We start from the raw sequence: 24,187 nt of genomic DNA, 5'->3' as shown, positions 1-24,187 counted from the left end.
TCCTCGCTAGTGAGCCGTGCGGCGCCTTGCCGCACGCACCTGTCCAAAGGCGATCCAGCCCGGCAACAGGAGCAGCAGCGACCCCAAGAGGAAGGGGGTTTCGATACTGACCCGGGCGAACGCATAGCCGCTGAACAGCGGCGTGATGCTGCGGGCAAGGTTGGAAGCTCCCTGAAAAACGCCGAGCGCAGCGCCTCGCTTGTCATCTTCTGCGGCTTTGGATGCGAGACTGTTGGAGGTCGGAATAAAGATGCTGAAAGCGATCGCCAGCAGGACGGTTGAGGCGATAAACCAAGGCTTGGTGTCGACGGCGCCCAGCATGATGAGCCCAACCCCGTAGAGCACAATCGACAGCATGACGGCGCCCCACTCTCCCAGAACGGGCACAATCCGGCTGACGGCCACTCCCTGCAGCAGCGCGTTGATCAGGCCGAGCATGGCAAACAGCAGGCCGATCTCTTCCGGTCCCGAGTTGATCCTGGCGTTAGCAAACAGCGCAAACGTTGAATCGAAGATTCCCAGGGCACCGGCAAAACAAAAATTGATCAGCGTGATGCGCCTGAGCGCTGGCACCTCCAGCAAGCTCAACAGATCGCGCAAAGGTCGCCCCGACGGCTGTCGCGACGCTTCTAAGGCACGGCGACGCTCCGACGGCAGCGTCTCCGTGAAAAACACCAGCGTGATCAGGCCAGCCAGCAGGCTCATACCGGCCGCCACCATACCCAGCAAGAAATAGTTGGCGGTTGCCGGGTCGTCACCCGCCAGCAGCCCACCCAGTACCGGACCGGCGATCAGGCCGAGCGAAAAGGATACGCCGATTCGGGCCATCGCCCCGGCGCGTCGCTCCAGCGAACTGGTATCTGAGGCAACCGCAAACGCCACGGGCGCAATGCCCGTCATCAAACCGCCGACAATCCGCGACAGAAAAAGCAGCTCGAGCGTCTCCGCAAACGCGAGCATCACGAACGACAGCGCTGAGCCGAGCAGGGAAATGAGCAGGACGGGCTTGCGGCCGATGCGGTCGCTCAGCCAGCCCCAGAACGGGCTGGAGAGAAACTGGCCAAACGCAAAGACCGCGATCAGCATCGTGATTAATTCGGGCGATGCACCCACCCGCTGACCAAAAAAGGGAAACAGCGGAATGACAATCCCGACGCCAATTAGGCAGACAAACAGCACAATCGGGACAATAATCATGGCGGCAGCATCAGCAGGCAGGAGCCCACCCTCGCGTGCGCGAGGGCGTCAGCTTCGGGTGTGGCCCGGCGCCAGGCGCTGGGCGTGCGTCGAGTCAGATATCCAGCGAGTAGAACGGACGCGGATCGCGGGACAGCACGTAAAAGCCACCGAGCTTGCCGTAGTTGATTCGCGCATCGTCGTCCAGATACACGATATCCGAATGTAGGGACGGCGGGCGAAACTCCACGTCCAGCGAACGATCAGCGTCAATACCAAATGCTTCCCGGAACGCTTCGTCGCTGCGATCGTCGTTACAGAAGAAGCCGACGCGGTAAAACGACACGGCATAGCGCTGCGGATTCTCCTCGGCGCCTTCATAACGGCCAAACATCACCACAATCCCTTTGGCGTCACCCGCCGGGCTGGTGACATGCACCACGTTGTTGTAAGCCTTGGTCGCCTCGTCGATCTCCTGCACCAGATCGACCACCTGCACCGGCACCTTCGGCAGGTTGTTGAAGCTTTGACGCGCCAGATCGGACGGGTGATACATCGGCTGGTTTTCCGAGTGTTTGACGGCGAAGCTCGCAAACCGGGACCGCCACACGCCAGAGGCGGCCGCCTGATTGTTGATGGGCTCGGGCACGGCGGTGTGCGTGCACAGCTCGTCACACCAAGCCTTGAGCTGATCCTTCTCCTCTTCACTGCAGAGAACCGTTTCGTCCATCTGATCAAGAAAATCGAAGATCTGTTGCTTGACCGCGGTCTCGCCGCGGACCGGTGAATCTGTGGTCATGGGTCTATGCTCCGTTTCAGGCAGGCTTGATGTGCCCATCATGGTTGTCTCGATACCAGGCCGCCAGCTCCTCTCGCGTGGGCCACCAAACGCCGTCCAGTCCTTTGGCAAACGCCAAAAATTCGCGCAACGCACGCACGCGATAGCCACGCCCGGAGACGTGTGGGTGCAGGCCGACATTCATCAGTCGTGAGCTAGTCTCACCCTCCCGGTGGAGCTGGGTGAGCTCCTCAATCAGAATATCCCGGTATTCGTCGGTGGTGTGGCCACGGCGGGTGAGCAGCGTGAAATCGTTGATTTCGTTGGAGTACGGAACGCCGACCAGCGGTCCGCTTTCGGTGTCGATCATGTAGGGCTGATCGTCGTTCATCAGGTCGCAGTAAAACTCGAGCCCGTTGGCGGCGAGGATGCCCGGGGTCGCCAGGGTGCCGCGCAGCGATGACGACAGCCAGCCTTTGGCGGGCCGTCCAACGTTCTGCTGATAGATCTCCAGCGTCCGCCCGATTACCTCAGCCTCGCGGTCCGGGTCACCCGAGAAATCGGTCAGCAGCTCACCCTGCTCATAGTTGTGTGCCAGCAGCTCCCAGCCACGCTCCAGGCACGCATCGACCATCGGGCGGCGGCGTTCGAAGGTAACCGCATTGGTTGTGCAGCTGGCCTTGACGCCCAGCTCGTCGAAAACGTCATAAAGCCGCCAGATTCCTACCCGCTGACCGTATTCCCGCCAGGTGTAGTTGGGGTAGTCGGGGACCCGGCCCGGCAGCACGTCAGGCAGAATGGCCGGCCCGCCCGCGTAGTAGGCCCGATCGGTGTCTTTGGTCAGGTCCCAGGTCTCAAGGTTAAACGTCAAAATCAGCGCCACTCGGGCGCCGTTGGGAAACTTCAGCGGTCCACGCTGAGGAATGGGGCTGTAGGGGTACTGCACCTCAGTGGTGCTCCAGCAGCTTGCCGAATCCGGCAATTTTGTCGCCGATGCCGTTGGCGCGCAGCGCGTGCCAGTAGGTGGCGGTGTTGATGGCGATCACCGGCTTGTCCAGCCAGCGCTCGGCGGCGGCGGCCAGGCGAATCATCGAGAGGTTGGTGCCAACCTGGATGAGGGCGTCGACGTCGTCGCCGTCGAGGTCTTTGAGTACCTCGATCAGCTTCTGCTCCGGCACCTTGGCAATCGCTGTCCAGCTCGGGCACTGCAGGCAGTGGTCCCGGACGGTTTCAAAGCCAAAGTCCGAGAGATAGTTCCGAACCTCTTTGTTCGCGACCGGATAGTAGGGTGACAGAAAGGCAACCTTCTTGATGCCGCCATATGCCTCTAGCGCCATCGCCAGCGACTCGGAGCCGATCGACAGCTTCAGCTCCGCTACCTCCTCGATGTTTTCCTTCCACTTCTGGCCACCCTCAGCGCCACCGTAAAACGTGACGGCCGACATACCCATCACCAGATAGTCCGGCCCACAGGTTTTGACGCCTTTGACGGCTTCGACAGTGTTTTGAGAAATCTCCATGGTGCCGGCAAAAAACGTCTCGTCGGAGATCGCGTCCGCGTCTTGCACCACAATCCGGCTGTAGTGATTGGTGACGCCCACCGGCCGCAGGTCGTCAAAGTCGGGTTGGACGACGGTGTTGGTTGAAGGTCCCAACACCCCGAACAGGGCGCGGTAGCCGAGTATGTCAGTCATCAGTAAATCTCCTCAGCTTCCCGCAGGGAATCCAACATGGACTGGCGCATCAGAAAATCTCGTCGCTGAGCAGGGTCGTCACGGGCTGCCTTCATGCGGGCAAACTTCCGAGCGTGGCCCTCCGCGGAGCCGTGCTCCAGCAGCTCCTTGTTCTGGATCGTCTGGGCCTGGATAAAGGAATTGGTCACGCTGCGTCGCTGCCGATCAAACCGTTCGAAGAGCTCCGGGTCATGGCCATGTTCGAGGCAATGGGCCAGCTTCTCCTGCAGATTCCAAACGTCGTGAATCCCGCTGTTCATCCCCAAACCGCCAATCGGGTTGTTGAGGTGAGCCGCGTCACCGACGAGAAACGCCCTGCCGTGCGAAAAGTTCTCGACCACGCGCTGATGCACGCGGTAGATCGTGCGGTGCTGGGTCTCGACGTCCGGCGAACCGATCAGCCGCTCGAACACCTCGTCGCGCATCTGGTCGGAAAGCAGCTCCTCGTCGGGCGTCTCCTCCGACGCCGGCAGCAGGATGCGCCAGACGCTGGGCACCCTCAGCAGCACGAGCCATTCGCTGGGATCGGCCACGTAGTTGACGTAGGCAAGATTCTCAAAATGATCTGCCAGCTCCAATTTGGTGGACAGGCAGAGAAATTTTTCGGGATAGGTGAAACCGCTGAACTCGGTCCCCAGCCATTTCCGAATCAGCGAGTTGCCGCCGTCAGCGCCGATGATGTACCGCGCCCGGATCTTCTCGACTGAGTAGGGGGTTTCGAACCAGGCCTCGACACCGTTCTCATCCTGCGTGAAACCCAGCGCTCGATGCTGATACATGACGTGCGCAAGCTGGTGCGCCTCAAGCCGCTCGGACAGCATGCCGGCCATCACGTGCTGCTCGCACTGAACCCGGAACGGGAACCGGGTTTCGTCAGCGATTTCCGTCATGTCGAACTCGATTACCTCACCGGTCTCGCGCTCTCGGAAATGATATTTTGGCGCGACCAGCCCATACTCAATCATGTCCTGGGCAACACCCAGCTCGTCCATCATCTCAAGCGTTGGCGGATGAAACGTCGAGGCTCGAAGGTCGAGCGCGTGGGTCGTTCCGGCTTCGCAGATCGCCACGCGAATACCCTGGCGCGCCAGCACGTAGGCCGCCACGGTCCCCACCGGACCGGCCCCGACAACAATTACATCAACGTTTAGCATTTCGGTGTCCGCCTCTAGCCAAAAGCCAGTGTAACCGTCCGAATTAGGTCAGTTGATCCAATTTTTCGATGCCCATCATCCCGTAATTGAATGGCAAAATTGCCCGACCAATGGCGCCACGCCGCGTCGCTCAAAGACGCTCCGACGCGCGTAGCGGCCAGCGGATATAATCGCGGTTTGACCGGCACAGGCACACAGAAGTTATGGATCTTCGCCAGCTGAGGTACTTCCTCGTGGTCTCGGACCAGGGCAGCTTTACCCAGGCCGCGGAACGGATTCCGATTGCCCAATCCGCGCTGAGCCGACACATGAGGCTGCTGGAGGAAGAGCTGGGGGTTCAGCTCCTAATCCGGACCGGGCGCGGCGTGACCATGACCGAACAGGGCGAGTTTCTCTACGAGCGCGCCCGGTCTGTGCTGGCGCAGCTCGAGGATACCCGTCGCAATCTCCAGTCCTGGTACGAAAACCCGGCCGGCGTGGTCAGGATCGGCATGCCGCCGTCGACCACACTGGTGATGGCAGCGACGTTGCTTGAGCGAATGAAGACGCTGCACCCGGATATCACCGTTCGTCTGACGGAAGGTCTCAGCGCAACCCTCGCCGAATGGCTTGCCGCCGATCGGCTTGATCTTGCCGTGGTCTTTGAAGCGCCCGCCAATTCTTCGCTATCGGTGCAACAGATCGGGCGCGAAGAGCTGTGTCTGGTGGTGCCAAACGGGGATGAGACTCCCGATCCGGTCACCGTATCCCAGATGTCCGCGCTCCAGCTGATTGCGCCGTTTGAGAAAAAGGGTATTCGCAACCGCATGGCCGAGGTGTTTAAGGAGGAGGGCGTAGACTTCAAGCTCGCCTTTGAGATAGACGCGCTGCCCGCCATGAAAGACCTGGTTAGGGCCGGTGCCGGGGCCGCCATCCTCGCGCGATCGTCGGTGGTGCGAGACGTGGAGCGCGGTATTCTTGAGACCCGGCGGATCGATTCAAGCCGGATGGGCTTTGACGTCCACCTGGCCTACTCCCGGTCCTCACAGCACAGCCGCGCCGCCCGGGCCGCGGGTGAGGTGATCAAGGACTCCGCCGTCGAGTTTTTTACTCAATAGCCTGCCGGCCAGTTAAGCGCGGACACTAGTCCGCCGCGCACCGCACGCCGGTCGTTTCCGGCCACTGATCAGCATCAGTGAACCAGGTCACTTCTCAAGAGGCCGCTTTTTGCTAGCGTCTTGCGGTTCAGCTCACAGTTTGTTGTCCAATCATGCTCAAGACCATCACCGCCGGCCTGATGTTGCTTCTCACAGTGCAGCATTCGCTGGCACAGCCGGAGTCAGCGGCATCCGGCCATCCCAAAGAACACTGGGAAGTTCATGCGCACGGGATCATGGCCAGCAAAGGCAGCCCCGACGTTTCTGCCGTCGCCAATGGCTCGTGGTTCAACCCGGCAACCTGGTCCGGGGCGATACCTCAGGCCGGACAGTCGGTCCTGATCCCGGCGGGCGTCACCGTTTCCTACGACGGGATCAGCGACGCGGCGCTCGACCAGCTGACGGTTGAGGGCGCACTGACCTTCTCCACCACGGTGAGCTCCCGGCTGGTCCTGGACACCCTGACGGTCGACGCGGCGGGGCTTCTAACGATCGGTCAGCTCGCGGATCCGGTTGCGCCGGGTGTGCAGGTCGAAATCCTGGTCGCTGACTCCGGAGACCTGGACCCGCAGAGCGACCCGGCTTTGATGGGGCGCGGACTGGTGGCCAGTGGCGAGGTACAAATTCACGGCGCCGCCAAAACCGTCCACGCCAAAGTCGCGACGGACCCGGTGGCCGGTGCCACCACGCTGCAGATGCAGCAGGCACCGGTCAACTGGCGGGTGGGCGACACGCTGGTGGTTGCGGGCACGCGCTACCCCGGCTGGCGCTGGGATAACGACATCCGCCAGGTCCGCTACTTCGGCACCCAGGATGAGGTTGTGACGATCACGACCTTGAACGGCAGCGAAGTTGGCATTACGCCCGCGCTGACCTACAGCCACCGGTCGCCGCGCGCAGATCTGAAAACCTCGGTGGCGAACTTCAGCCGCAACGTGACCATCGCCACCCAGAATCCGCAGACGGCGCGCGAGCGTCGTGGGCACGTGATGTTTGTCCACAACGACAATATCGACATCCGCTACGCCGGCTTTTGGCATCTCGGCCGAACCAGCAAGGAAACCCCCAGCCTCGAGGCTGCCGACTTTACGACCGTCGAGCCGGACAGCAACGTCCGCGGCCGATATTCCTTTCATATCCACCGCGCCGGCATCGCCGACCCCCGCAATCCGGCGTTGGTCATCGGCAATGCCGTGTTTGGTTCACCCGGCTGGGGCTATGTACACCACGACAGCAACGCCATCTTTCACAACAACGCCTCCTTCGACACGTTCGGCGCCGGCTTTGTCGCTGAGACCGGCAACGAAATCGGCAGCTGGACTCACAATATCGCCATCAAGGCTGAAGGCAACAGCGCCTTCAATCCCAAGAACGGCAACGACGTCGATCTATTCGACATGGCACGGACCGGAGACGGGTTTTGGTTCCAGGGCCGGATGGTGAAGAGCGTTGGCAACATCGCCGCGAGCGTGAACCACGGCTTTGTCTACCTGCACCGGGGTAACGGCATGATCGGGTTCGACAACCAGGCCTTCACGTTGCCCGAGGCGCTGCGCCGCAACGGCCAGGCTTCGCCAGACGACGCGCCGATTCTCGGCTTTCACGACAACGAAAGCTTTGCCAGCACGGTTGGCCTCTACGTGGTGAAAGCCAACCCCAATCAGCAGCACGACATCCACTCTCACCTGAGCCGCTTCCTGGCATGGGAGGTTCGAGCCGGCGCGGCTTTGGAATACACCTCTCACTATCTGCTGGAAGACTTCGATCTCGTCGGCAAAACCCCGGAGCCGTTCAGCACCGCGTCGTTTGGCATCGACTTCGGCAACAACACCTCAGACATGGTCGTCAATCGAGCCCAGATCCGCGGCTTTGAAACCGGCATCGGTCTCGGCAAAGGCTTTACCGATGAGTCAACGCCGGCCAGCGCCAACCAATACGTGACCATCGACATCACAATGACCGACGTACAAAACGCCTACCAGGACTACGACCCGGCCATCGACCAGCTGCTGACCTCGGGTGACCTAGTGCCCGGACGCTTCGAGATCAACCTGGACAACGAGCCGCTGGAATATCTGTCGCCCGCTACCAGCGCCGGCTCCGGCGTTACCTACACGGGCAGCAAGGTCGACAGCATCGGCCAGTCGCCGATTCCCGCTGGCACGGACAACCTCGGCACACCGTCTTTCGACATGATCACCATCGTTGCTGAGGACGGCTATCGGCGGACGGCCGGCGGTGACGCCTACGCCTTAGAAGAAGAGTACTTCACCGACCGAGCCACTGGCGAGGTGCACAAACGAGGCCTCAAGACGCGACTTGGCCCCGCCGTAGACGATCTGCTGGGCAACCCGTTCCACGCCTGGCGTGACGCGTTCCAGGCCGGCATGATCGACCTTGCGAGCCAGCCGCCAACAGCGTCGGACGATTCGGCGTTTACCGACGGCGATACGCCGGTGGTGATCAACGTGGTGAACAATGACTCCGACCCGGAGGCGGACCCGGTATCGATCGACGGCCTGCTGCAGCCGCTGCACGGGCTGGTGTTCGACAACGGCAACGGGACGGTGCTGTATTGGCCGGACTTCGATTATGTCGGCGTCGATCGGTTCAAATACTGGGCCACCGACAGCCAGGGCAATTTCAGTCCCGCCTGGGTCACCGTCACGGTGGGCCCGGTCAGGCCCGAGCTGCTCTTCCGCAGCGGTTTCGAGTGAATGGGAACTGTGGAAACGAGCGGAGCGACTCGACTCCGATGAGGCACCCCCCCGATAGGGGACGGCGCACACTGGTCGAACCTGAAACGACTAAGATTTTTTGACCGGCTTCTGCCAGCCTTCAATCACCTGCTGGCGAACCCGGGTGATGGTGAGCTGATCGGCCGGCGCGTCTTTGGTCAGCGTTGTGCCGGCGCCGAGCGTGGCCCCTTTGCCGACCGTCACGGGCGCAACCAGCTGCGTGTCCGAACCCACAAAGACCCCGTCCTCGATCACCGTTAAGTGTTTGTTGACCCCGTCGTAGTTGCACGTGATGGTGCCGGCACCGATGTTCACGTCGCTGCCGATCTGCGCGTCACCCAGGTAGGACAGGTGACTGGCTTTGCTGCCCTGGCCGAAGCGCGCCTTTTTGGTCTCGACAAAATTGCCGACCTTACAGTCTCGCGACAGGTACGTACCCGGCCGCATTCTCGCGAACGGCCCGATGTCGCTGTCACCCTCGCACTCCACGCTTTCTAAAACGCTGTAGGGGGCGACGCGGGTCCCAGGCCCCAGCGTGCTGTCTTTGATCACGCAACCCGCGCCGATACGAGTGCCGGCGCCGAGGACCACTTTGCCCTCAAAAATGGTGTTAACGTCGATCACCACGCCTTCATCGACCGAGACCTCGCCTCGCACGTCCACTCGGCTTGGATCGAGCACCGTGGCACCCTGCGCACACAGCTCGGCGGCAGCGCGGCGCTGATAGTGGCGCTCGAGCTCAGCCAGCTGCCACCGGTCGTTGGCCCCAAGAATTTCTTCAGCGTGCTCAGCCACCGTCGCTGCCACGCTCGCACCCTCGGCCCGGGCGATCGCCACGCAGTCGGTTAGGTAGACTTCGCCCTGCGAGTTGTCTCGGCCGACCTGACCGAGCCACCGCTGCAACGCGCCGGCCGGCGCGGCGATCACACCGCTGTTGACCTCATTGATCGCTAGCTGGTCCGGACTTGCGTCCTTGTGCTCAACGATGCTCTCCAGGGCACCGTCAGCGTCGCGCACCATTCGTCCGTAGCCGGCGGGATCGGCGACCAGCGCTGACAGGACGCCCAGACCCTGGCCTGCGTCGTTGAGCACCCGCCGCAACGATTCGCTGCGCATCAGGGGCGCGTCACCCAGCAACACCAGCACCATGGCGCCCTCGGGAACATCCGGCAGCGCCATCTGCACCGCGTGCCCCGTACCCAGCTGCTCAGCCTGCAACGCCCAGCGCAGGTCGGGCTGCGCGGCGAACGCGGCCTGCACCTGCTCGCCGCCGTGCCCATACACAATGTGCACCGCGGTCGGCCCCAGTTCTTGAGCTGTTGCGATGACGTGGGCGAGCAGCGGCTGCTGAGCAACCGGCTGCAAAACCTTGGGCAGCGGTGAGCGCATCCGTTTGCCCTGACCGGCGGCCAGGATCACAACGTGCAGCGGTTGATCCATTATCCGTCCTGTTGGCAGTACTGATTAACCTGTCGGCGGAACTGGGCAATCCGCTGATCGCGGTCAGCATCCTCGACGTACTCGCGATCGCCCTGCGCATTGACCGTAAACGCCGGACCCTGGCGCTGCAGTACAGCCAGGTTTCCTCGCGCTTCAGCACAGCGGACCTGATTGTTGAATCGTTCGCGGTCCTGCTCCGCGTTCATGCGGGACTGCTCCTCCGCGCTGGCACGCTGCTCCATCAGGCGCTGAGCCATGGCGCTCTGCGTTTCCATCAGCTGCTGCTGACCGGCCCGCTGCCGCTCCTGACTGATCTCCGCATCCACCTCGATCTCCTCTGCCGGCGACGAATCCTCCGGCGGCCGATCAGAAAAATGAAGATTACCCTCGGCGTCGACCCACTTGTAAAGCTTTTCGGCGCCGCCGGCGGCCGCTATAAAAACGAAGGGCAACACGATAAGCAGCAATCTCAGTAAGGTTTTCCGATTCATGATTCGCCCTCGTCGGCTAGCTTGACGGCGGTACCGTACGCCAGCAGCTCAGCGGCGCCGGCCATGACCTGAGAGGTCACGAACCTCACGCCGACAACCGCGTCAGCGCCAAGCTTGAGCGCCTGCTCTTCCATCCGGCTCAGCGCCTGGGCCCGCGATTCGACCAGCATCTCGCTGTATTCCTTGAGCTCGCCGCCGACGAGCGTCCGCAGGCCAGCCAGAATATCTTTTCCCACGTGTTTAGCGCGGATGGTGCTACCGCGGGCAACGCCCAGGGTCGCGGTGATCTCGCGGCCGGCAACAAAATCGGTGGTAACAATCAGCATCTTGCTCACGGCTTTTTGCTTCTCCCGTCGATCCTAGTCCTGCTCCAGCATGTTCTCTTCCTCTCGTTTATCACGAGTTCGCTCCCAGATCAGTGAAGCCATAAGCAGCATCAGACCGAGGACCGCTACGGTGACCCCGATCAGCACCGGCGTCGGAAGCGCCAAAAACAGCGGCCAGAGCGCGCGCAGCGGTTCGATCATCCAGGTCACAATGACCAGCATGCCAGAGAGAATCAGGAGAAACCCCATGATTCGAAATACGTCAATCATCCGTTAAGTTTCCTTCTGCCTGGGCATCCCTCCGGCGCTCCAGGATCATCGAGACCAGCAGCAGCCCGGTGCCGGCGACGGCAGCTGCGGCGGCCACCTTCACCGCTCCAGGCCAGGACAGCAGTTTAATGTACTGCCAGGCCCCGTAGTACAGGCCCGCCGCGGCCGCAAAAGCCAACCCGCCGCGCCACATCACCAGCCCGGTAAGCTTGAGCGACGCCTGCAGCGGTCGACCGGTCACGGCGTCTCAGTCACCGAACTTAGTCTCGGCGCTACTTGAACACATCCGGGCATCCGCCCACCTCATTGAAGCGATCATCCCAGCGCCTCACGTCGTTGGCTCGCCGCCAGCGGGTGTGCCAGAACAGCATCAGACAGGTGCCGCTATCGAGCTCCGCCAGAAACGTGTCGGTTTCTTTGACCTCCTCATAGGGTGGGTATTCGCTGCCCTGTCCCCAGGTGAGCCCACCCCGACCTTCCGCGTAGCGTCGCCAGAAATCCTCGGGAGTAACCCACTGCTGACTCGGCTCGTGCCAGGCCTCCAGCGTCCCCTGCGAGGCTCGCCGCATTTCCCCGTTTTTCATGCCGGGCTGCGCGGACACACTCGCCGCCAGCAGCAGCAATAACGCCAACCGTCGTTTCATGATCGAACCTCCGTCGCGGCAGTTTACCCTGTTCCCCGGTTCTTCTCTTCCGGACCACCGGCGGTGATCCTGACGGTACAATTTACCCATGAATGACGACATCACGCCGTTCTGGGAGCATATGCCCGAGGTGCTGGCCTATCCCCTCAAGGGCGAAAACCTCATCGCTATCGGTGTCCTTTCCGTGCTGGGCTGGTTGACCAGCTCGTTGATCCTGCTTGGCCTGCTGGTGTGGATCGCCACCTATAACTTCGCTTACGGCGTCTTGAGCCATACCGCCGGGGGTAATCTCTCACCGCACAGCGGCTATTTCGACCAGATGGGTAGCACCATCGCCTGGAAGCAGTTTGCGCTGTGGATCATTCTCGGCATCCCGGCGGGGATGGCCTACAACACCGGCGGTTGGGCGTTGGCCGTGCCGGTGCTGCTGGCCGTCCTGGCGGCTTTGCCGGTCGCCACGATGGCGCTGGCGATGGACCAAAGCCTGCTGGCGGCACTCAATCCGCTGACCTGGATGACGGTGACCCGCTTTCTCGGGGGACGCTATGTGCAGCTGCTATGGCTGTGCGGTCTGATCCTTGGCGTGTCCGCACTGGCCGCCTGGCTGCTGTCTTATATTCCCATCGCCGGGACGCTCGCGTCGGAGGTGGTCACGCGCTGCGCCATCGTGTCCATCTTCTACCTGCTTGGCTATGTGATTTATCAATACCAGGACGAGTTCGGCATGGCGGTGGAAGGCCCGGAGCTCATCCGTGAGGAAACGCCTGAGCCTGTCGCCGACCCGACGGTGCTGGCGGCGCAGCAGCTGCTGGACGAAGGTGATCGTCAGCGTGCCAGCCAGCTCCTGAAGGAAGCCATGCAGGAACAGGGGCCATGGTCACCGGCGGCGGATGCCCTGTTGACGCTGGGCGGCGAGCTGGAAGACGTCACCAGCCAGCTGGCGGTGCTGCGGCTGCGGATGCAGGTACATCTTGCTGACGATGAGTTTGAGCAGGCTCTCGAGCTTTGGGACCAGGCGCAGGCGCTCGATCCCAACTTCCTGTTTCCTGAGCCCGACATCAGCCTGACGCTGTGCAAACACCTGCTGGAGCGAGGCGAATCTCGGCGATCGCTGCTGCTCGCGCAGGGTTTTGTTCGCCACTTCCCGGGGCATAAGGACAACGTCGGCCACGCGTTTCTCGCCGCTCGGATTTTCACCGACAAACTCGGCCGGGACGCAGAAGCGCTGAAAATTCTCAATCAAATGGTCACGCGGTATGCCAAACACCCGCAAATCGACCAAATCACCCAAGAGCGCGATCGCGTGGCCGCTCTGGTACCTAGCGACAGCGCGAGTCCCCGCAATCCGTAAAGCGCCTTAAAGCGCAATTTTTCAGGCGCTTGCGAGCGGACCGTGCCGGGAGCTGCACGCGCCGTTGACGTTTTGTCCATTCCGCAGCGCGCACGATACTCGCTGAGGAGGATAGAACCATGCGCAAGCTTTTGATTGTCGCCCTGCTGCTTCTCGGCGGCTGTGCGAGCACACCCAAAGGACTCGGCCCAATCACGGTTGTCGACGAGCTGTCGATGGAACAGTACGACGGCGAGTGGTACGTCATTGCCAACATCCCCTACTTTTTTGAACGCGGCAACGTCACGCCGCGCGTGGTCTTTGAAAAGCGTGACGACGGGCGCTACGACGATCTGTACTTCTACCGGAAGGATTTTGATGGTCGGATCAAGACCATGGAAGGCGTTGCGTGGGCCCCCGACCCGGCGGAACCCGGTCGGCTGAAGACACGTTTTTTCTGGCCCTTTACCTTTGACTACCTGGTGATCAAGCTCGACGCTCAATACCAACACGTAGGGATTGCCCACCCCAGCCGGGACTATGGGTGGATTATGGCGCGCGAACCCCAGATGGAGGAAAGCACCTATCAGCAGTATTTGCAGGCTTTTGCTGCGCAGGGTTATGACACCAGCCGCATCCTGAAAATCGCCCATCAGCCTGAGCAGGTGGGTCAGGACGGTTTCCAGTAGCGTTCCCGATGCCTCCGGTTGTTGGCGCCCTCGGCGGCGCAGCTCCTAAATCTGTTCGACCGGGCAGCGGCCCGGCGATTCTGGCGTTCTCCGTTCTGCTGGGGGTGGCGCTTGCCGCCCTTGGCCCCGCTGATACAGAGCAGCTGTCGCTGCTCGGCCGAGCCTTTTTCTGGATCGCGCAGGTCAGCGTTGGCGCGGGGCTTTGCCTCGCGCTGGAGACGGCGTGTGGCCTGCAGCAAAGCTCCCGCATGATGCGCTGGACCGTCTCCCTGGGCTGTGCCCTGGCCGCCACCTGGATTTATACCCCCTTCGCCTGGCAGCTCGAATTGGTCTTCGGTCTGTCGGTCAGCTCCGGAGACCTGCTGCAGGATTGGCAGCAAGAGTGGCGGCAGCTGGTGGTGCCGTTTGTCCTTTGCTGGCTGCTCTTGCGGCGGATTGCGCCATGGCCAGAGGCCGCCCAGAAAATCCCGAAACTTAAGGGCTCAACTGCCACGCAGCCGTCGAACGCAGAGCTCGTGACCCAGGCTGGCGAGCGCCGCTGGCCGGAGCTACCGGCGGAACTCGGCGAAGACATCGTCTGGGTCAAGGCGGAGGAGCATTATCTGAAAGTGGTAACCCGCCGCGGTCAAGCGTTGATTCGATTCAGTCTGCAGGCGGCGCTTCGTGGCCCCTTGAAGGACGTCAACGGACTGCAGGTCCATCGGTCCTACTGGGTCGGTATCCAACACGTCCGACGCCTGCTTCAGTCCTCGGACGGTTGGTCGTGCGAGATGTTCGACGGCGAACGCGTGCCGGTAAGCCGGCGCCGCCGGACTCAGGTTAAAAAAGCGCTGGCGCAAAGGGTCGTCTATCCCCAACCCGAAGCGCCAGCGGGCGCAAGCGCTCAGTCAAACCAGTAGGTGAGGGTCAGTCCCAGGTTGAGACTGTCGTAGTCAATGTCGCGGATTTGAACGGCGTCGTTTTCCAGGTCGACGCCGCCACCGGCCAGGTATCTCAGCTCGCCCCCCAGTGACCAGCGTTCGCCAATGCCTCGGTTGACGCCGAGGATCAGCTGGGGTGCCACGTCGTCACCTTCGAGATCTTCAAAACCCTGACCCACGCCGGGCCCTTCCAGATCGATATCGATCTCGTTGAGAAAGACAACGCCCAGGCCGATGTACGGACTGAAGCCTTGCTCGCCGGCGATGTCATCCGTGAAGTGGTAAAGCAGGTTCACGCCGAGGCCGGTGGACGCAAAGTTGTCCCCGTCCGCACTGAATCCCTCCCCCAGCGTGGCCCGGTCGACGTCTGCCGACAGATAGGTGAAGTCGGCTTCTGCCCTAAACCGCTCGGCAAAAACCCAGCCGACGCTGCCGCCGAAACCCAAACCCGCATCGAAGGTTGCGTCGAGACTGCCGGCGTCGATCCCGTTTTCGATAACGTCCGATCCGCTGTCATCCGACGGATTGGTCACCATCAGGTGACCGCGTACGTAAAACTGCGCCTGGGCGTCGGGTGTCCAAAGCGCAGCGGTGAGAAAGGCCGCGCCTGACGCGGCGATCGATAAAAATCTGGTCATGATTGGCTCCAAAATTGCGAACCTCATCCTCACCACAACCGGCAGTCCGCTCGAACGTTAATTCGTCAGCGGTCAGCATTTGTCACGAACGGTCAGACATGTGCACAGGCAGTGAAACCGAAATTGATAATGTGAAACGCCTGCAGCACAGCAAGAGTCATGCTTCTCCCACGCACCGGAGTACGTTGTTCATCGGGCGTTAAGCGATCGATCGCAAGAATATCGCCAGACCCCGCTCGAGCGCATGGTGAAACGCCAGGCGTCTATTGGCGGCAAAACAACAAGGGGATTGGCATGACAGCGCGACTGCAACCTATCTCGTCTTTTCCAGGACGGTCTCGTCGGCAAATTCATAAAATTGACATCTTGTCATCTGTTCGTAACATGGGTCGATTAGACGCCCTCGAAGTTTTGCTATGAAGCGTTCAGTCTCCCTGCTCATTTTTGTGGCCCTGGCGGCCCTGGTTTTTAGCCCCGCCGCTTTCGCCTACCTGGATCCCGGTTCAGGCAGCCTTCTGCTGCAGGCCATCCTCGGCGGCGTTGCCGGTTTGCTGGTGGCGGGTAAGCTCTTCTGGTGGCGCATCCTGGCTTTCTTCGGCATCAAACAAGATTCTGAGTCTGAAACGGCCAGCGAAGACTAAAAGCTACAGCCGCACCTACCGCCAAGGCCATGAGCCTCGAACCCGGATCGTTCCGTGACCGCGACGGCCGCATCGCTTACCGCGACGGCCGCGTATTCCGACTTATCAGTACTGAAGCGCTGGATTCCTGGCACTCGCTGGCGGAGCGGCCGTGGCTGATGCAAGCCATGGACAAGGGCACGCTCGTCCAAACCTCCCAAGTCAGCCTCGAAGAGGCGCTGGGAGAAGCTGCCAGCGGCGACGTCGCCTGGGCTGGCGCGCTCGAACACCAACGCATCCCGTTTGTGTCATACCCGTACGAATGGTCCTTCAGCATGCTGCAGGATGCTGCGCTCGTCACGCTGGATCTTCTGGACGCTGCGCTCAACGACAACTTCAGCCTGAAGGACGGCACCCCGTACAACGTTCAGTTCCGAGGGGCGGCACCGACCTTTATCGACACCGGCTCGCTGGAGCCCATGCCTGCGGGCTCAGCCTGGGTTGGCTACCGTCAGTTTTGCCAGCTGTTTCTCTTCCCCCTCTTGCTCCAGGCGCACAAGAACCTCGATTTCCAGCCGCTGCTCCGCGGCAGCCTGGAGGGCATCAGCCCCGAAACGGCCAACGGGTTGTTCAGTGCCCGCGATCGTTTTCGCGCCGGCGTCCTCACCCACGTCTATCTGCAGGCCAAGCTGACCCGATCGATGGCCGGGGCGCAGCGGAACGTCGGAAAAGAGCTGAAGTCAGCCGGCTTCAGCAAGGAGCTCATCCGGAACAACGTGCGTAATCTCGCCAAGCTTATTCGAAACCTGTCCTGGGCACCCGGCGCCTCCGAGTGGGGAGACTACACGCAGCAGCACAATTACGACGACCACGATCAGCGCGTCAAGGCAGAGTTTGTCGACAAGGTCTCGTCCGCGGTCAAACCCAAGCTATGCTGGGATCTTGGCGCCAACACGGGTCAGTTCTCAGCCGTAGCCGCCCAGCATGCCGAGTACCTGGTGGCGGCGGATATCGATCATCTGGCGGTGGAAAGACATTACCGGGCGCTGAAGCAGTCGACCGCCACCAACATTCTTCCCATCGTGTTCAATCTGGCCGATCCGTCGCCGAACTGGGGCTGGGGACTGGCTGAACGCAAGTCTTTGGCCCAGCGCGGCAAGCCAGACCTGGTGCTAGCGCTCGCGCTGATACACCACATGGTGATTACGGCGAACATTCCGGTGGAGGAGTTCGTTGCGTGGCTTGCCAGCCTGGGCGGGGATCTGGTCATCGAGTTTGTTAGCCGTGACGACGAGATGGTCAAACGGCTGCTGCTCAACAAGAAGGATCAGTACAGCGATTACTATCTGGAACCGTTTGAGGCGAGCCTCGGACGCCACTTCACGATTGTAGAACGCGTATCTTTGGGTTCAGGCAACCGCTACCTCTTTCACTGCACTCCCCGCTGAGCGCCTGCGTCGGCTGACGCGTCGACCTCCGCCTTAAACGAAATCGTTCGAAAAGCCAGCCCCAGTTGCCGCAGATCTTTGCCGGCACCCAGACTGCTGGGAGACCGGGCGTCAGGAAACTCGAAGCGTATCGTGGAAGGTGCCTGGCGGGCGATTGCCGAGGCCGGGATGGCCATCCGCGAAACCTGAAACTCCGCCTCAGTGAACTGCCAACTGCCGACCGCCTCTCCGTTGACCAGCACCCGCACGTTCTGAGATGGCAGCCTCGGTGGGGCCAGGTAGGGATTCGCGTCGACAACCAGCATAACAGGCTGGCCGGGCTCGGGAAGGTCCACAGTCAGCTCCGCTGACGGGCCCTCCGTCCAGGTAATATGGTCACCGGTACTCCTGGACCAGCCTTTGACCTGATAGGGTTTTGAGTTGCCAAGCTGACCAAAGCGGATGGCTTCGCCCCACCGGTACGGCGGTCGATCCGTAAGGGCGGAAGCTGCGGATGATTGGCCTCGGCTCCAGGACGACTCCTCATACACGTTGCCTCGCACCACATAGCTTTCGTAAAAATCAAAGAAGTCTTTTGCGGCGGCGTCATTGCGATGCACATAGCTGTAGTAGTACACGCGTTCCCGCGGCGCTTCGGGATCGAGGTCAAACATCGATGACCCCGGAAAGGATTGAGGAAGATTCAGCTCGGCGGCCAGGGTCGCCGGCAGGTCGGTCAGCATGATGGGGGCGGTCGATTCGACCAGCGGGCCGCTAGCGCCGGCGCGTTTGACCAACATCAGCGGGAGCGGTGCGCCCCAAAGCCCCAGCTCTGATTTTGTGCTGTCGACCGTCGCGCCGTCAGAGCGCCGCATCGCAAAACTCGCGCTGCTGCCGTGATCCGCGTGAATAACAATCAGGCTGGACTGAAAGACCGCAAGCTCCTGTAACCGATCGAGCAGCCCCAGCAGATCTTCCAGCAAGCAGCGGGATTGCCAAAGGTGATGCTCCCGTTGATCGGGCAACGCCGCGCCAGCCGCGGTGCAGTCCTGCCGCGCCACCAGGGGCGCGTGGGGCGTGATGAGGTGAAGCGATTTGTAGACCGGCTCAGGACGATCGACCACCACCAGCTCCTGCGTCAAATCGCGGAGAAAGGTCGTGTGCGAAAAATGCTGAAACTGCATCGAGGGGTCGGACGAAAAGACGTCGGACAACAGCCACGACTGATCGTCGTAGATCGGCGGCTTCAGGAAGAAGGGCGCCTGGCGAAAAACTGACAAATCCAGCAGAAACCAGGCGGTGGCGGCCAGCGCATTCGGATAGTCCAGATAAGGCGTTGGTATTCGGTAGTAGTGGTCCATTGCGTCGGTCGCGGCGTTCCACCACACGGGCGTAGCAATATCGATGTCGTACCCTGCACGATCGAGTGCCGTCAGCACGTTCTCGCCCCCGAGCGTCTCGGCGTGATATTCGGTAATTTTCTGCTCGTTGGTGAAGGTCTTTCCGCTGAGAAACGCCGGCACGCTGAGGTACGTTACCGCCGAGGACGTCAGGGCGTTGCTGAAATAGGTGAAGCCCTCAAAGCGCGCCGCCAGCTCAGGCTCACTTTCCAGCAGCTCACCGAAAAAATCGGCCTGGAAGCCGTCGAGCACAATGTGCAGGACGTTCTGCTGGCTCGAGAGCATGGCCAGCTCCGGCGGAAACGTGGCGGACGCCTGCTCGGGCACGGGAGCGCCGGCATCTGACGACCGAATTGCCACACCGGCTGACTGGAGGACCAGTAAACACCCGGCGATGAAACCCGCCTGCTTCGACAGCGGAGCGGCAAAACGAAACGCGACCACCAGTCCGATCACCCACAGCGCACCATCGATGACCAGGGCGGCCGAATTGCTGAAATCGAGCTGGCTGCCGTCGAGCACCCCCGTGTCCCAGACCAACAGATTGCCGTGGACGTAGGTCGCCACGCCGGCCAACAGCAAGACCGCCAGATACCGTTTTCGCCAGAGGTCGCGTAGCACCACGCCAGGAACCACCAGCAGCACTGCCGCCGCTGTCGCAGCGGGCACCAGGTGCGCCCAGATTTCCCGCAGAGACAGCTGAAACTCGCCGCGGTTTTCGGTGAACAGCGTAAACACACCGAAGAAAAACAGGTTTAGCACCAGCAGACCGACAACGGCCAGCAAGGCCCCGAATTGTTTCCCTTTCATCGCGACATTTTAAAGGTTTTGGGGGTGGCTTTGCTGCGGCCTACGCCCGGCCTCAGCGGACCGCCGTGATAAAGGACTGACCCACGCCGAGGAATCCTTTGGCCGGATCCCAAACAACGCGCACCGTGGCTTCGCGGAACCCGATAGAGCGAAGGTTATCCAAGATGTCCCAGCCGAAATGGTAGTAACAGAGCACCCCTTCCTTCGACATGGGGTCGCCATGATATTCCGGCTCACACAGGTGCTCCGTTTCACCCTGGCTGTTGATTCTTGCCCGGACCAGGGTTTCATCACACTTGATCAAAAATGGCACCGAAATCACTAGCGTCCCCGAAGGCTGGAGTACGCGATAAAACTGCTGCAGCGCGTTTTCATAGCTGGGCACATGCTCCAAGACGTCCAGCGTCACGACATGCGTGAAAGACGCGTCCTCGTAGGTGAGATCTGTGACGTCCTGATGATCCACCGTTGTACCGCCCAATGGATGTTTACTGCCCCGGGGGACGTCTTCGCCGAAATACTCACTTTTTGTCACGTGATCAAAGTGGCTGGAAAACCACTGCGCCAGCGGTGTTACGGTCTCGGTAAGATAAATGTTGGGGTTTTCCATGCCCGTTGTATGCGACCGCAGCAGCGCGATACAGGACCGCCAGCGGTTGATCAGACGACAGGGCCTGCACGCCAGCGTCTCTCGCCAGTTCGTTGGCGGCTCTTCCGCCCTTGTGAAGTCAAATAGCGCGTCGTCTTTTCCGCAAACCGCGCAAAGTCCTCTGACGGAACATCCCGGGGCTTTTCTTTTGGCCAGTGCCGCCTCGAACTGTTGCTCCCACAGGTACTGACTCTCCAGCATCGACTCGGGGACCTGAGCTCGCGATTCAAACGCCGTAAAGTCGCACTTGGCGGTTTCAGGCACCGCTTCAGGCCTGATATCCCGCGCAAGCCAGTCGAATAATTGCATCTTGGGGGCGTTACCTGGGCAGCAACGAAAGACGATCTGAGATTACGCTCAAACAGGGGCTCCGGGCAATCCTTTGCTCAGGGCTCGGTCAATATTGGCATCGTGCCTAAGACCAAAGGCTCAGTTCGAGCTGGGCCTCGCTGCCGATTTGCCACTGGGTGCAAAAACTGACCGCCAGTGCTGGCGGCACGCGTTCATTGCTTTGGTTGGCCCTGAGCGCTGGGGCCGGAGCAGCCGCCGATCCCCACCAACGTCTTTCACCTTAGTTGCAAGCTTTTCTGCTAATCTCGGGTCTTAGTGAATAAGTTAAGCATTTTTCCGACCTACACTTTTCTGGCGAATCGCCGTTAAGGACAGTGTCCTGCGGCGTGAACTCGTTGAATGATGATGAGCCCGAAATCGGCAAGAGCAAGGCGCATTGCGCCGGCAATGGTGGGGCCATTGCCAAGCGATGCAACGCGGCTGTTGCCGATTTCGGGCCACCCGCAGGGCGCGTCTCACAAGGGCTGTGGCGGTGTTGCAGCCCTTGGCCATGGAATGACCATGGCGCGGCGGGCTGCGCCTACCCACAGCCCTTATGACACGCGTCATCATGCAACGAATTCACGCCGCAGGACACTCGCAACTACAAACCTGTTTATGGATCGAGGCTAACACGACACAAACCGCTGACCGAAGGAGATTGATCCCATGCATGGACCCACCGCAGAACACTCGTTGCCCGGCTACTTTCACCGCGCGCTCGGGCGCGCCGCCAATCGACAGGGCCAGCAGCCGCAGGAAGCCACCCTCTGGTACCTCACCGATCTCCTCACCCGCTTCGCCCGATCCGAAGCCTTCTTTGACCCAAACAGCGGCCGCAGTGGCCTGAAACCCCTGGCAATGATTTACGGCGAGGCCGCCAACGCTAACAGTGAAGCGGAGCGCCATCGACTGCTGCAGCGCCTTGGGGATGTGGCGCTTTTTGTGGCGGGGCTCTTTCATCAGTCGCTGGAACGGCGAGCCATCGGCCGAGAGTACCTGGTCAGCATGGGCGGCAGCGCGTATTCGTACCTCGCCGACAACGCGCCGCGCGACATCTCGGTTTTCGACGAACTGGCGACACGATTTGTGCCGTTTGTGAACCTGTTGTCCGACCTGATCCACGCCAATCGGGCCCAGTTTGACGCGGCGGAGATTCTCAAGCTTTACGACCTCTGGCAGCAGACGGGCAACGCGCAGGCACGCCAGCAGCTCAGCAGCCTGGGGATTTCGCTGGACGGCGGCCAAACGGCCCACTGATGCTGGATCGAATACAGCGTCAGATCGAGCGGCGCTATGACCTGGAAGCCGGCCACCGCGTTTCCCAGTTTGTCGTCAGCGATCCCGAGATTGCACAAAACCTGGGCGGCCGTCCGGATCAGTCCAATGAGCAGCTGCTGCTGCGACAGGATGAACGGGGGCTGGAGCTTGCGCTTTACCTCGAGCCCGCGCTGGTTGACGGTCACGCGCCCCTGACCCTGAATCAATACGCAGCGGCGGTTGAGGGCGTCAGCCACTTCACCTACGTGACGTTCTGCGCACGACACGATCGATCGACGACCCAGCTGGAGCTGGAGCTCCAGGGAGAGGTGGATAAGTTTTTTGCGCTGGCCGACCACCTGAGCAAGCAAAGCGAAAGTGAGGGGCAGCCCAACCTGCGGGCACTCCATGAGCAGCTCTTCGACAGGGTCAGTTACCGGGAGGCGCTCGACCAGGAATCCCGCGACCGCTACGTCACGGTAAACCGCCTGGCGGCACAGGTTTGCCGGCTGTGGATGTCACGCTACGGCGACAACTTAAGCCATCCCGGGTGGTTTGCCGACGCGCGGCGGTTTTACCGCATGGCCCAGCAGCGCAAGCTGCGGCACGCAGCCGGACACTAGCCGGACTCGCTGACAAAACGGCGCGCCGGAGGGAGGACCCGGCACGCCGCGGTTTAAGCTCAGGGCTTGCGAAATACGAGCGTGAAACGGTCGGTCTGGCCCGTCACTTTGTCGTTGCCCACTTCAAGCGTTAGATCATCCGCCGGCTTGTAGTGCAGATTGGTGTAGCTGTGCAGCATGAAACCTGCGTCCTGCGCTTCTTTGATGATCTCCACTGGGTCAGCCCGGCGTCGGTTTTCTTGGGAGATCGGCTCCATGTGGCGTCGCGTGTGATCCACGACGCCGTAGATACCGCCTGACGACAGCGCCTCAAAGGCAGCCTTGTTGATAGCTCGCCGCCCCGCCTCATCGAAGTTGTGCATGTTGCGAAACGTCAGCACGGCGTCGAAGCCACCTTCGCCGAACGAGAATTCGGAGACGGAGTTCAGTCGAAACTCTCCGCCTCGGGAGAGCGTCATGTTTTCGGTTTCAACGATGTTGATATGATCGAAGCCAGACTCGCTGATCAGATTTTCTTCGACCCAGGTCGCACCGATTGCCACATGAAAATCATCGATGGCCGGCGCCAGCAGCTTGGTGTACCAACCCCGGCTGGGAATCAACTCCAATACCTTCATGTCGGACGTGATGCCCATAAACGCCAGCGTCTCTTGAGGTTTCCGGTTGGCGTCGCGAGCCACTTCGGCCTCGGACCGAATCTCGGCTTTCATGGCAGCGCTCAGCCGAGCGCTCAAGCTATCGTCGCTCTGCGCTTGCAGAACCGGCAGGGTCAACGCCTGGACCATCGTCAGACAGGCAATCATGGCGAGCTTGTTCACGGTCATCTCCGCAAAGTGTGTTGGGGCGCGTAGTGTAACGGCAGCCGGTAACGTTTTGGTGAAAACCCCGGGCCGATTGGCGTCGTTGTCGAGCCCTCTTAGCGCTGACGATGGAAAGTCATCTTTTCTTCCCGCACCTCGTCGTTGCTGCGCATGGCAATGAACCCCTCCGCATAGTCGTCGCTGCGGCGGTAAAAGCTCAGGCCCGAGAAGTGCACCGCATCGGGCTCGATACCCACCAGTCGGAAACTGAGGTAGTCGTCCTTTTCCTCCCAGGCGCTGAAGTCCTTGTGAAAGTGTTTGACCTTCATCACCAGGCTGCCCTCTTCCTCGACGAGCAGCAGCAGCTCATAGAACGCCACGTCATCACCTTTCAACAGTTTAAAGAAGCCCACCATGGAATCGCCGCTGGGCGGATTCCATACCTCTTCAAAGCGATCGCCGAAGGCCTCGCCGGCCCACGCGCCGGCCAGCCAGGAGACGTCTTCGAGGCTCGCCGGAGGCCGAAAATCGGGCTCGTCCAGCTTAAAGGTGTTTTCGGTCCGTTTGGACTGCGCCGCAGCAATACTGCAAAAGCTGACGCATAAAAGCGTGACAAGCAGGCGGATTGGATAGGGTCCCATGGGCGTGACTCCAGCTATTTTCCTACAAGCCTATCAGTGTCTGGCGACATTCTCCGACAAGAATTTGCGGGAAACTGACGGCAGATTTGAGGCCGGACTTACGGCCAGGTGAGGGGATTTCGACGGGGAGTCGTTTCCTCCTTACGCCAGCATGCTGGCATCGA

The 24,187-nt window shown here is 61.0% G+C and carries 25 protein-coding genes; 9 read left to right on the top strand and 16 right to left on the bottom strand.

All coding sequences use genetic code 11. From position 1 onward, the window contains the following. Positions 1-6 precede the first annotated feature (6 nt). The 5 genes from AAF358_00325 to AAF358_00305 form a co-directional block, all read right to left on the bottom strand. On the bottom strand, positions 7-1,197 hold the full coding sequence (locus AAF358_00325) for an MFS transporter (protein MEM7703962.1): 1,191 nt from the start codon (positions 1,195-1,197) through the stop codon (positions 7-9). Between the two features lie 94 nt (positions 1,198-1,291). Next, the gene (locus AAF358_00320) at positions 1,292-1,975 is read right to left on the bottom strand and encodes a PAP/fibrillin family protein (protein ID MEM7703961.1); all 684 of its coding nucleotides are present in this window, start codon (positions 1,973-1,975) and stop codon (positions 1,292-1,294) included. 16 nt (positions 1,976-1,991) lie between these two features. Continuing rightward, a complete protein-coding gene (locus AAF358_00315; protein MEM7703960.1) occupies positions 1,992-2,936 on the bottom strand; it encodes a polysaccharide deacetylase in 945 nt (314 codons plus the stop codon). Then, positions 2,902-3,648 carry an arylmalonate decarboxylase gene (locus tag AAF358_00310; protein ID MEM7703959.1) on the bottom strand — a complete coding sequence of 249 codons (747 nt, stop codon included), beginning with the start codon at positions 3,646-3,648 and terminating at the stop codon, positions 2,902-2,904. The genes AAF358_00315 and AAF358_00310 overlap by 35 nt, the downstream gene beginning before the upstream one ends. Beyond that, positions 3,648-4,841 (bottom strand): NAD(P)/FAD-dependent oxidoreductase, encoded by a 1,194-nt coding sequence (locus AAF358_00305; protein ID MEM7703958.1) that lies wholly within the window; start codon positions 4,839-4,841, stop codon positions 3,648-3,650. Before AAF358_00305 ends, AAF358_00310 begins: the two co-directional genes overlap by 1 nt. A gap of 203 nt (positions 4,842-5,044) precedes the next feature. Between AAF358_00305 and AAF358_00300 the strand changes: the two genes are divergently transcribed. After that, positions 5,045-5,938: a LysR family transcriptional regulator gene (locus AAF358_00300; protein MEM7703957.1), complete on the top strand. Its 894-nt coding sequence runs from the start codon at positions 5,045-5,047 to the stop codon at positions 5,936-5,938. A gap of 152 nt (positions 5,939-6,090) precedes the next feature. Next, positions 6,091-8,694, top strand: a complete 2,604-nt coding sequence (locus tag AAF358_00295) for a G8 domain-containing protein (protein MEM7703956.1) — start codon at positions 6,091-6,093, stop codon at positions 8,692-8,694. A 90-nt stretch (positions 8,695-8,784) separates the two neighbouring features. Here AAF358_00295 and glmU read toward each other — a convergent pair whose 3' ends face one another. Genes glmU through AAF358_00265 form a run of 6 tightly spaced genes read right to left on the bottom strand, consistent with a single transcriptional unit; the run spans position 8,785 to position 11,886 of the window. Then, positions 8,785-10,155, bottom strand: coding sequence for a bifunctional UDP-N-acetylglucosamine diphosphorylase/glucosamine-1-phosphate N-acetyltransferase GlmU (glmU, locus tag AAF358_00290; protein ID MEM7703955.1), 1,371 nt, complete (start codon positions 10,153-10,155; stop codon positions 8,785-8,787). Then, complete coding sequence (locus AAF358_00285) at positions 10,155-10,646, bottom strand: DUF4124 domain-containing protein (GenBank protein ID MEM7703954.1); 492 nt, start codon at positions 10,644-10,646, stop codon at positions 10,155-10,157. Before AAF358_00285 ends, glmU begins: the two co-directional genes overlap by 1 nt. Further along, positions 10,643-10,972 (bottom strand): YbjQ family protein, encoded by a 330-nt coding sequence (locus AAF358_00280; protein ID MEM7703953.1) that lies wholly within the window; start codon positions 10,970-10,972, stop codon positions 10,643-10,645. The genes AAF358_00285 and AAF358_00280 overlap by 4 nt, the downstream gene beginning before the upstream one ends. Positions 10,973-11,005: 33 nt before the next feature. Continuing rightward, positions 11,006-11,242: a hypothetical protein gene (locus AAF358_00275; GenBank protein MEM7703952.1), complete on the bottom strand. Its 237-nt coding sequence runs from the start codon at positions 11,240-11,242 to the stop codon at positions 11,006-11,008. After that, a complete protein-coding gene (locus AAF358_00270; protein ID MEM7703951.1) occupies positions 11,235-11,483 on the bottom strand; it encodes a hypothetical protein in 249 nt (82 codons plus the stop codon). The genes AAF358_00275 and AAF358_00270 overlap by 8 nt, the downstream gene beginning before the upstream one ends. A 31-nt stretch (positions 11,484-11,514) precedes the next feature. Further along, positions 11,515-11,886: a hypothetical protein gene (locus AAF358_00265; protein ID MEM7703950.1), complete on the bottom strand. Its 372-nt coding sequence runs from the start codon at positions 11,884-11,886 to the stop codon at positions 11,515-11,517. A gap of 88 nt (positions 11,887-11,974) precedes the next feature. Here AAF358_00265 and AAF358_00260 point away from each other — a divergent pair, with 88 nt between their 5' ends. The 3 genes from AAF358_00260 (at position 11,975) to AAF358_00250 (ending at position 14,804) form a co-directional block, all read left to right on the top strand. Beyond that, positions 11,975-13,237: a hypothetical protein gene (locus AAF358_00260; protein ID MEM7703949.1), complete on the top strand. Its 1,263-nt coding sequence runs from the start codon at positions 11,975-11,977 to the stop codon at positions 13,235-13,237. A gap of 119 nt (positions 13,238-13,356) precedes the next feature. Then, the gene (locus AAF358_00255; protein ID MEM7703948.1) at positions 13,357-13,905 is read left to right on the top strand and encodes a lipocalin family protein; all 549 of its coding nucleotides are present in this window, start codon (positions 13,357-13,359) and stop codon (positions 13,903-13,905) included. Between the two features lie 8 nt (positions 13,906-13,913). Beyond that, positions 13,914-14,804 carry a LytTR family DNA-binding domain-containing protein gene (locus tag AAF358_00250; GenBank protein ID MEM7703947.1) on the top strand — a complete coding sequence of 297 codons (891 nt, stop codon included), beginning with the start codon at positions 13,914-13,916 and terminating at the stop codon, positions 14,802-14,804. Here AAF358_00250 and AAF358_00245 read toward each other — a convergent pair. Further along, positions 14,789-15,463 carry an outer membrane beta-barrel protein gene (locus tag AAF358_00245; GenBank protein ID MEM7703946.1) on the bottom strand — a complete coding sequence of 225 codons (675 nt, stop codon included), beginning with the start codon at positions 15,461-15,463 and terminating at the stop codon, positions 14,789-14,791. The two genes, AAF358_00250 and AAF358_00245, sit on opposite strands and share 16 nt — an antisense overlap. 461 nt (positions 15,464-15,924) lie before the next feature. Between AAF358_00245 and AAF358_00240 the strand changes: the two genes are divergently transcribed. Both AAF358_00240 and AAF358_00235 read left to right on the top strand, forming a co-directional pair. Further along, positions 15,925-16,104: a hypothetical protein gene (locus AAF358_00240; protein ID MEM7703945.1), complete on the top strand. Its 180-nt coding sequence runs from the start codon at positions 15,925-15,927 to the stop codon at positions 16,102-16,104. 29 nt (positions 16,105-16,133) lie between these two features. Beyond that, positions 16,134-17,531 carry a methyltransferase gene (locus AAF358_00235; GenBank protein MEM7703944.1) on the top strand — a complete coding sequence of 466 codons (1,398 nt, stop codon included), beginning with the start codon at positions 16,134-16,136 and terminating at the stop codon, positions 17,529-17,531. Here the strand turns inward: AAF358_00235 and AAF358_00230 are convergent. Together AAF358_00230 and AAF358_00225 are read right to left on the bottom strand one after the other, a co-directional pair. Beyond that, positions 17,513-19,720, bottom strand: a complete 2,208-nt coding sequence (locus AAF358_00230; GenBank protein ID MEM7703943.1) for a sulfatase-like hydrolase/transferase — start codon at positions 19,718-19,720, stop codon at positions 17,513-17,515. The genes AAF358_00235 and AAF358_00230 overlap by 19 nt on opposite strands. A gap of 52 nt (positions 19,721-19,772) precedes the next feature. After that, on the bottom strand, positions 19,773-20,678 hold the full coding sequence (locus AAF358_00225) for a methyltransferase domain-containing protein (protein MEM7703942.1): 906 nt from the start codon (positions 20,676-20,678) through the stop codon (positions 19,773-19,775). Between the two features lie 690 nt (positions 20,679-21,368). Here AAF358_00225 and AAF358_00220 point away from each other — a divergent pair. Together AAF358_00220 and AAF358_00215 are read left to right on the top strand one after the other, a co-directional pair. Continuing rightward, complete coding sequence (locus AAF358_00220; protein ID MEM7703941.1) at positions 21,369-21,959, top strand: hypothetical protein; 591 nt, start codon at positions 21,369-21,371, stop codon at positions 21,957-21,959. After that, positions 21,959-22,582, top strand: a complete 624-nt coding sequence (locus AAF358_00215) for a hypothetical protein (GenBank protein ID MEM7703940.1) — start codon at positions 21,959-21,961, stop codon at positions 22,580-22,582. The genes AAF358_00220 and AAF358_00215 overlap by 1 nt, the downstream gene beginning before the upstream one ends. A 59-nt stretch (positions 22,583-22,641) precedes the next feature. Here the strand turns inward: AAF358_00215 and AAF358_00210 are convergent, their stop codons facing one another. Together AAF358_00210 and AAF358_00205 are read right to left on the bottom strand one after the other, a co-directional pair. Further along, entirely contained in the window at positions 22,642-23,406 is a 765-nt protein-coding gene (locus AAF358_00210; GenBank protein MEM7703939.1) for a methyltransferase, read from the bottom strand. Positions 23,407-23,498: 92 nt separating this feature from the next. Continuing rightward, positions 23,499-24,023, bottom strand: a complete 525-nt coding sequence (locus tag AAF358_00205; GenBank protein MEM7703938.1) for a DUF6265 family protein — start codon at positions 24,021-24,023, stop codon at positions 23,499-23,501. Between the last annotated feature and the right edge of the window lie 164 nt (positions 24,024-24,187).

Source organism: Pseudomonadota bacterium (assembly GCA_039033415.1).
Taxonomy (GTDB): Bacteria; Pseudomonadota; Gammaproteobacteria; order Xanthomonadales; family SZUA-38; genus JANQOZ01.
The sequence above is the reverse complement of the archived record's forward strand: the minus strand, read 5'-3'. Positions and strand labels throughout refer to the sequence as shown.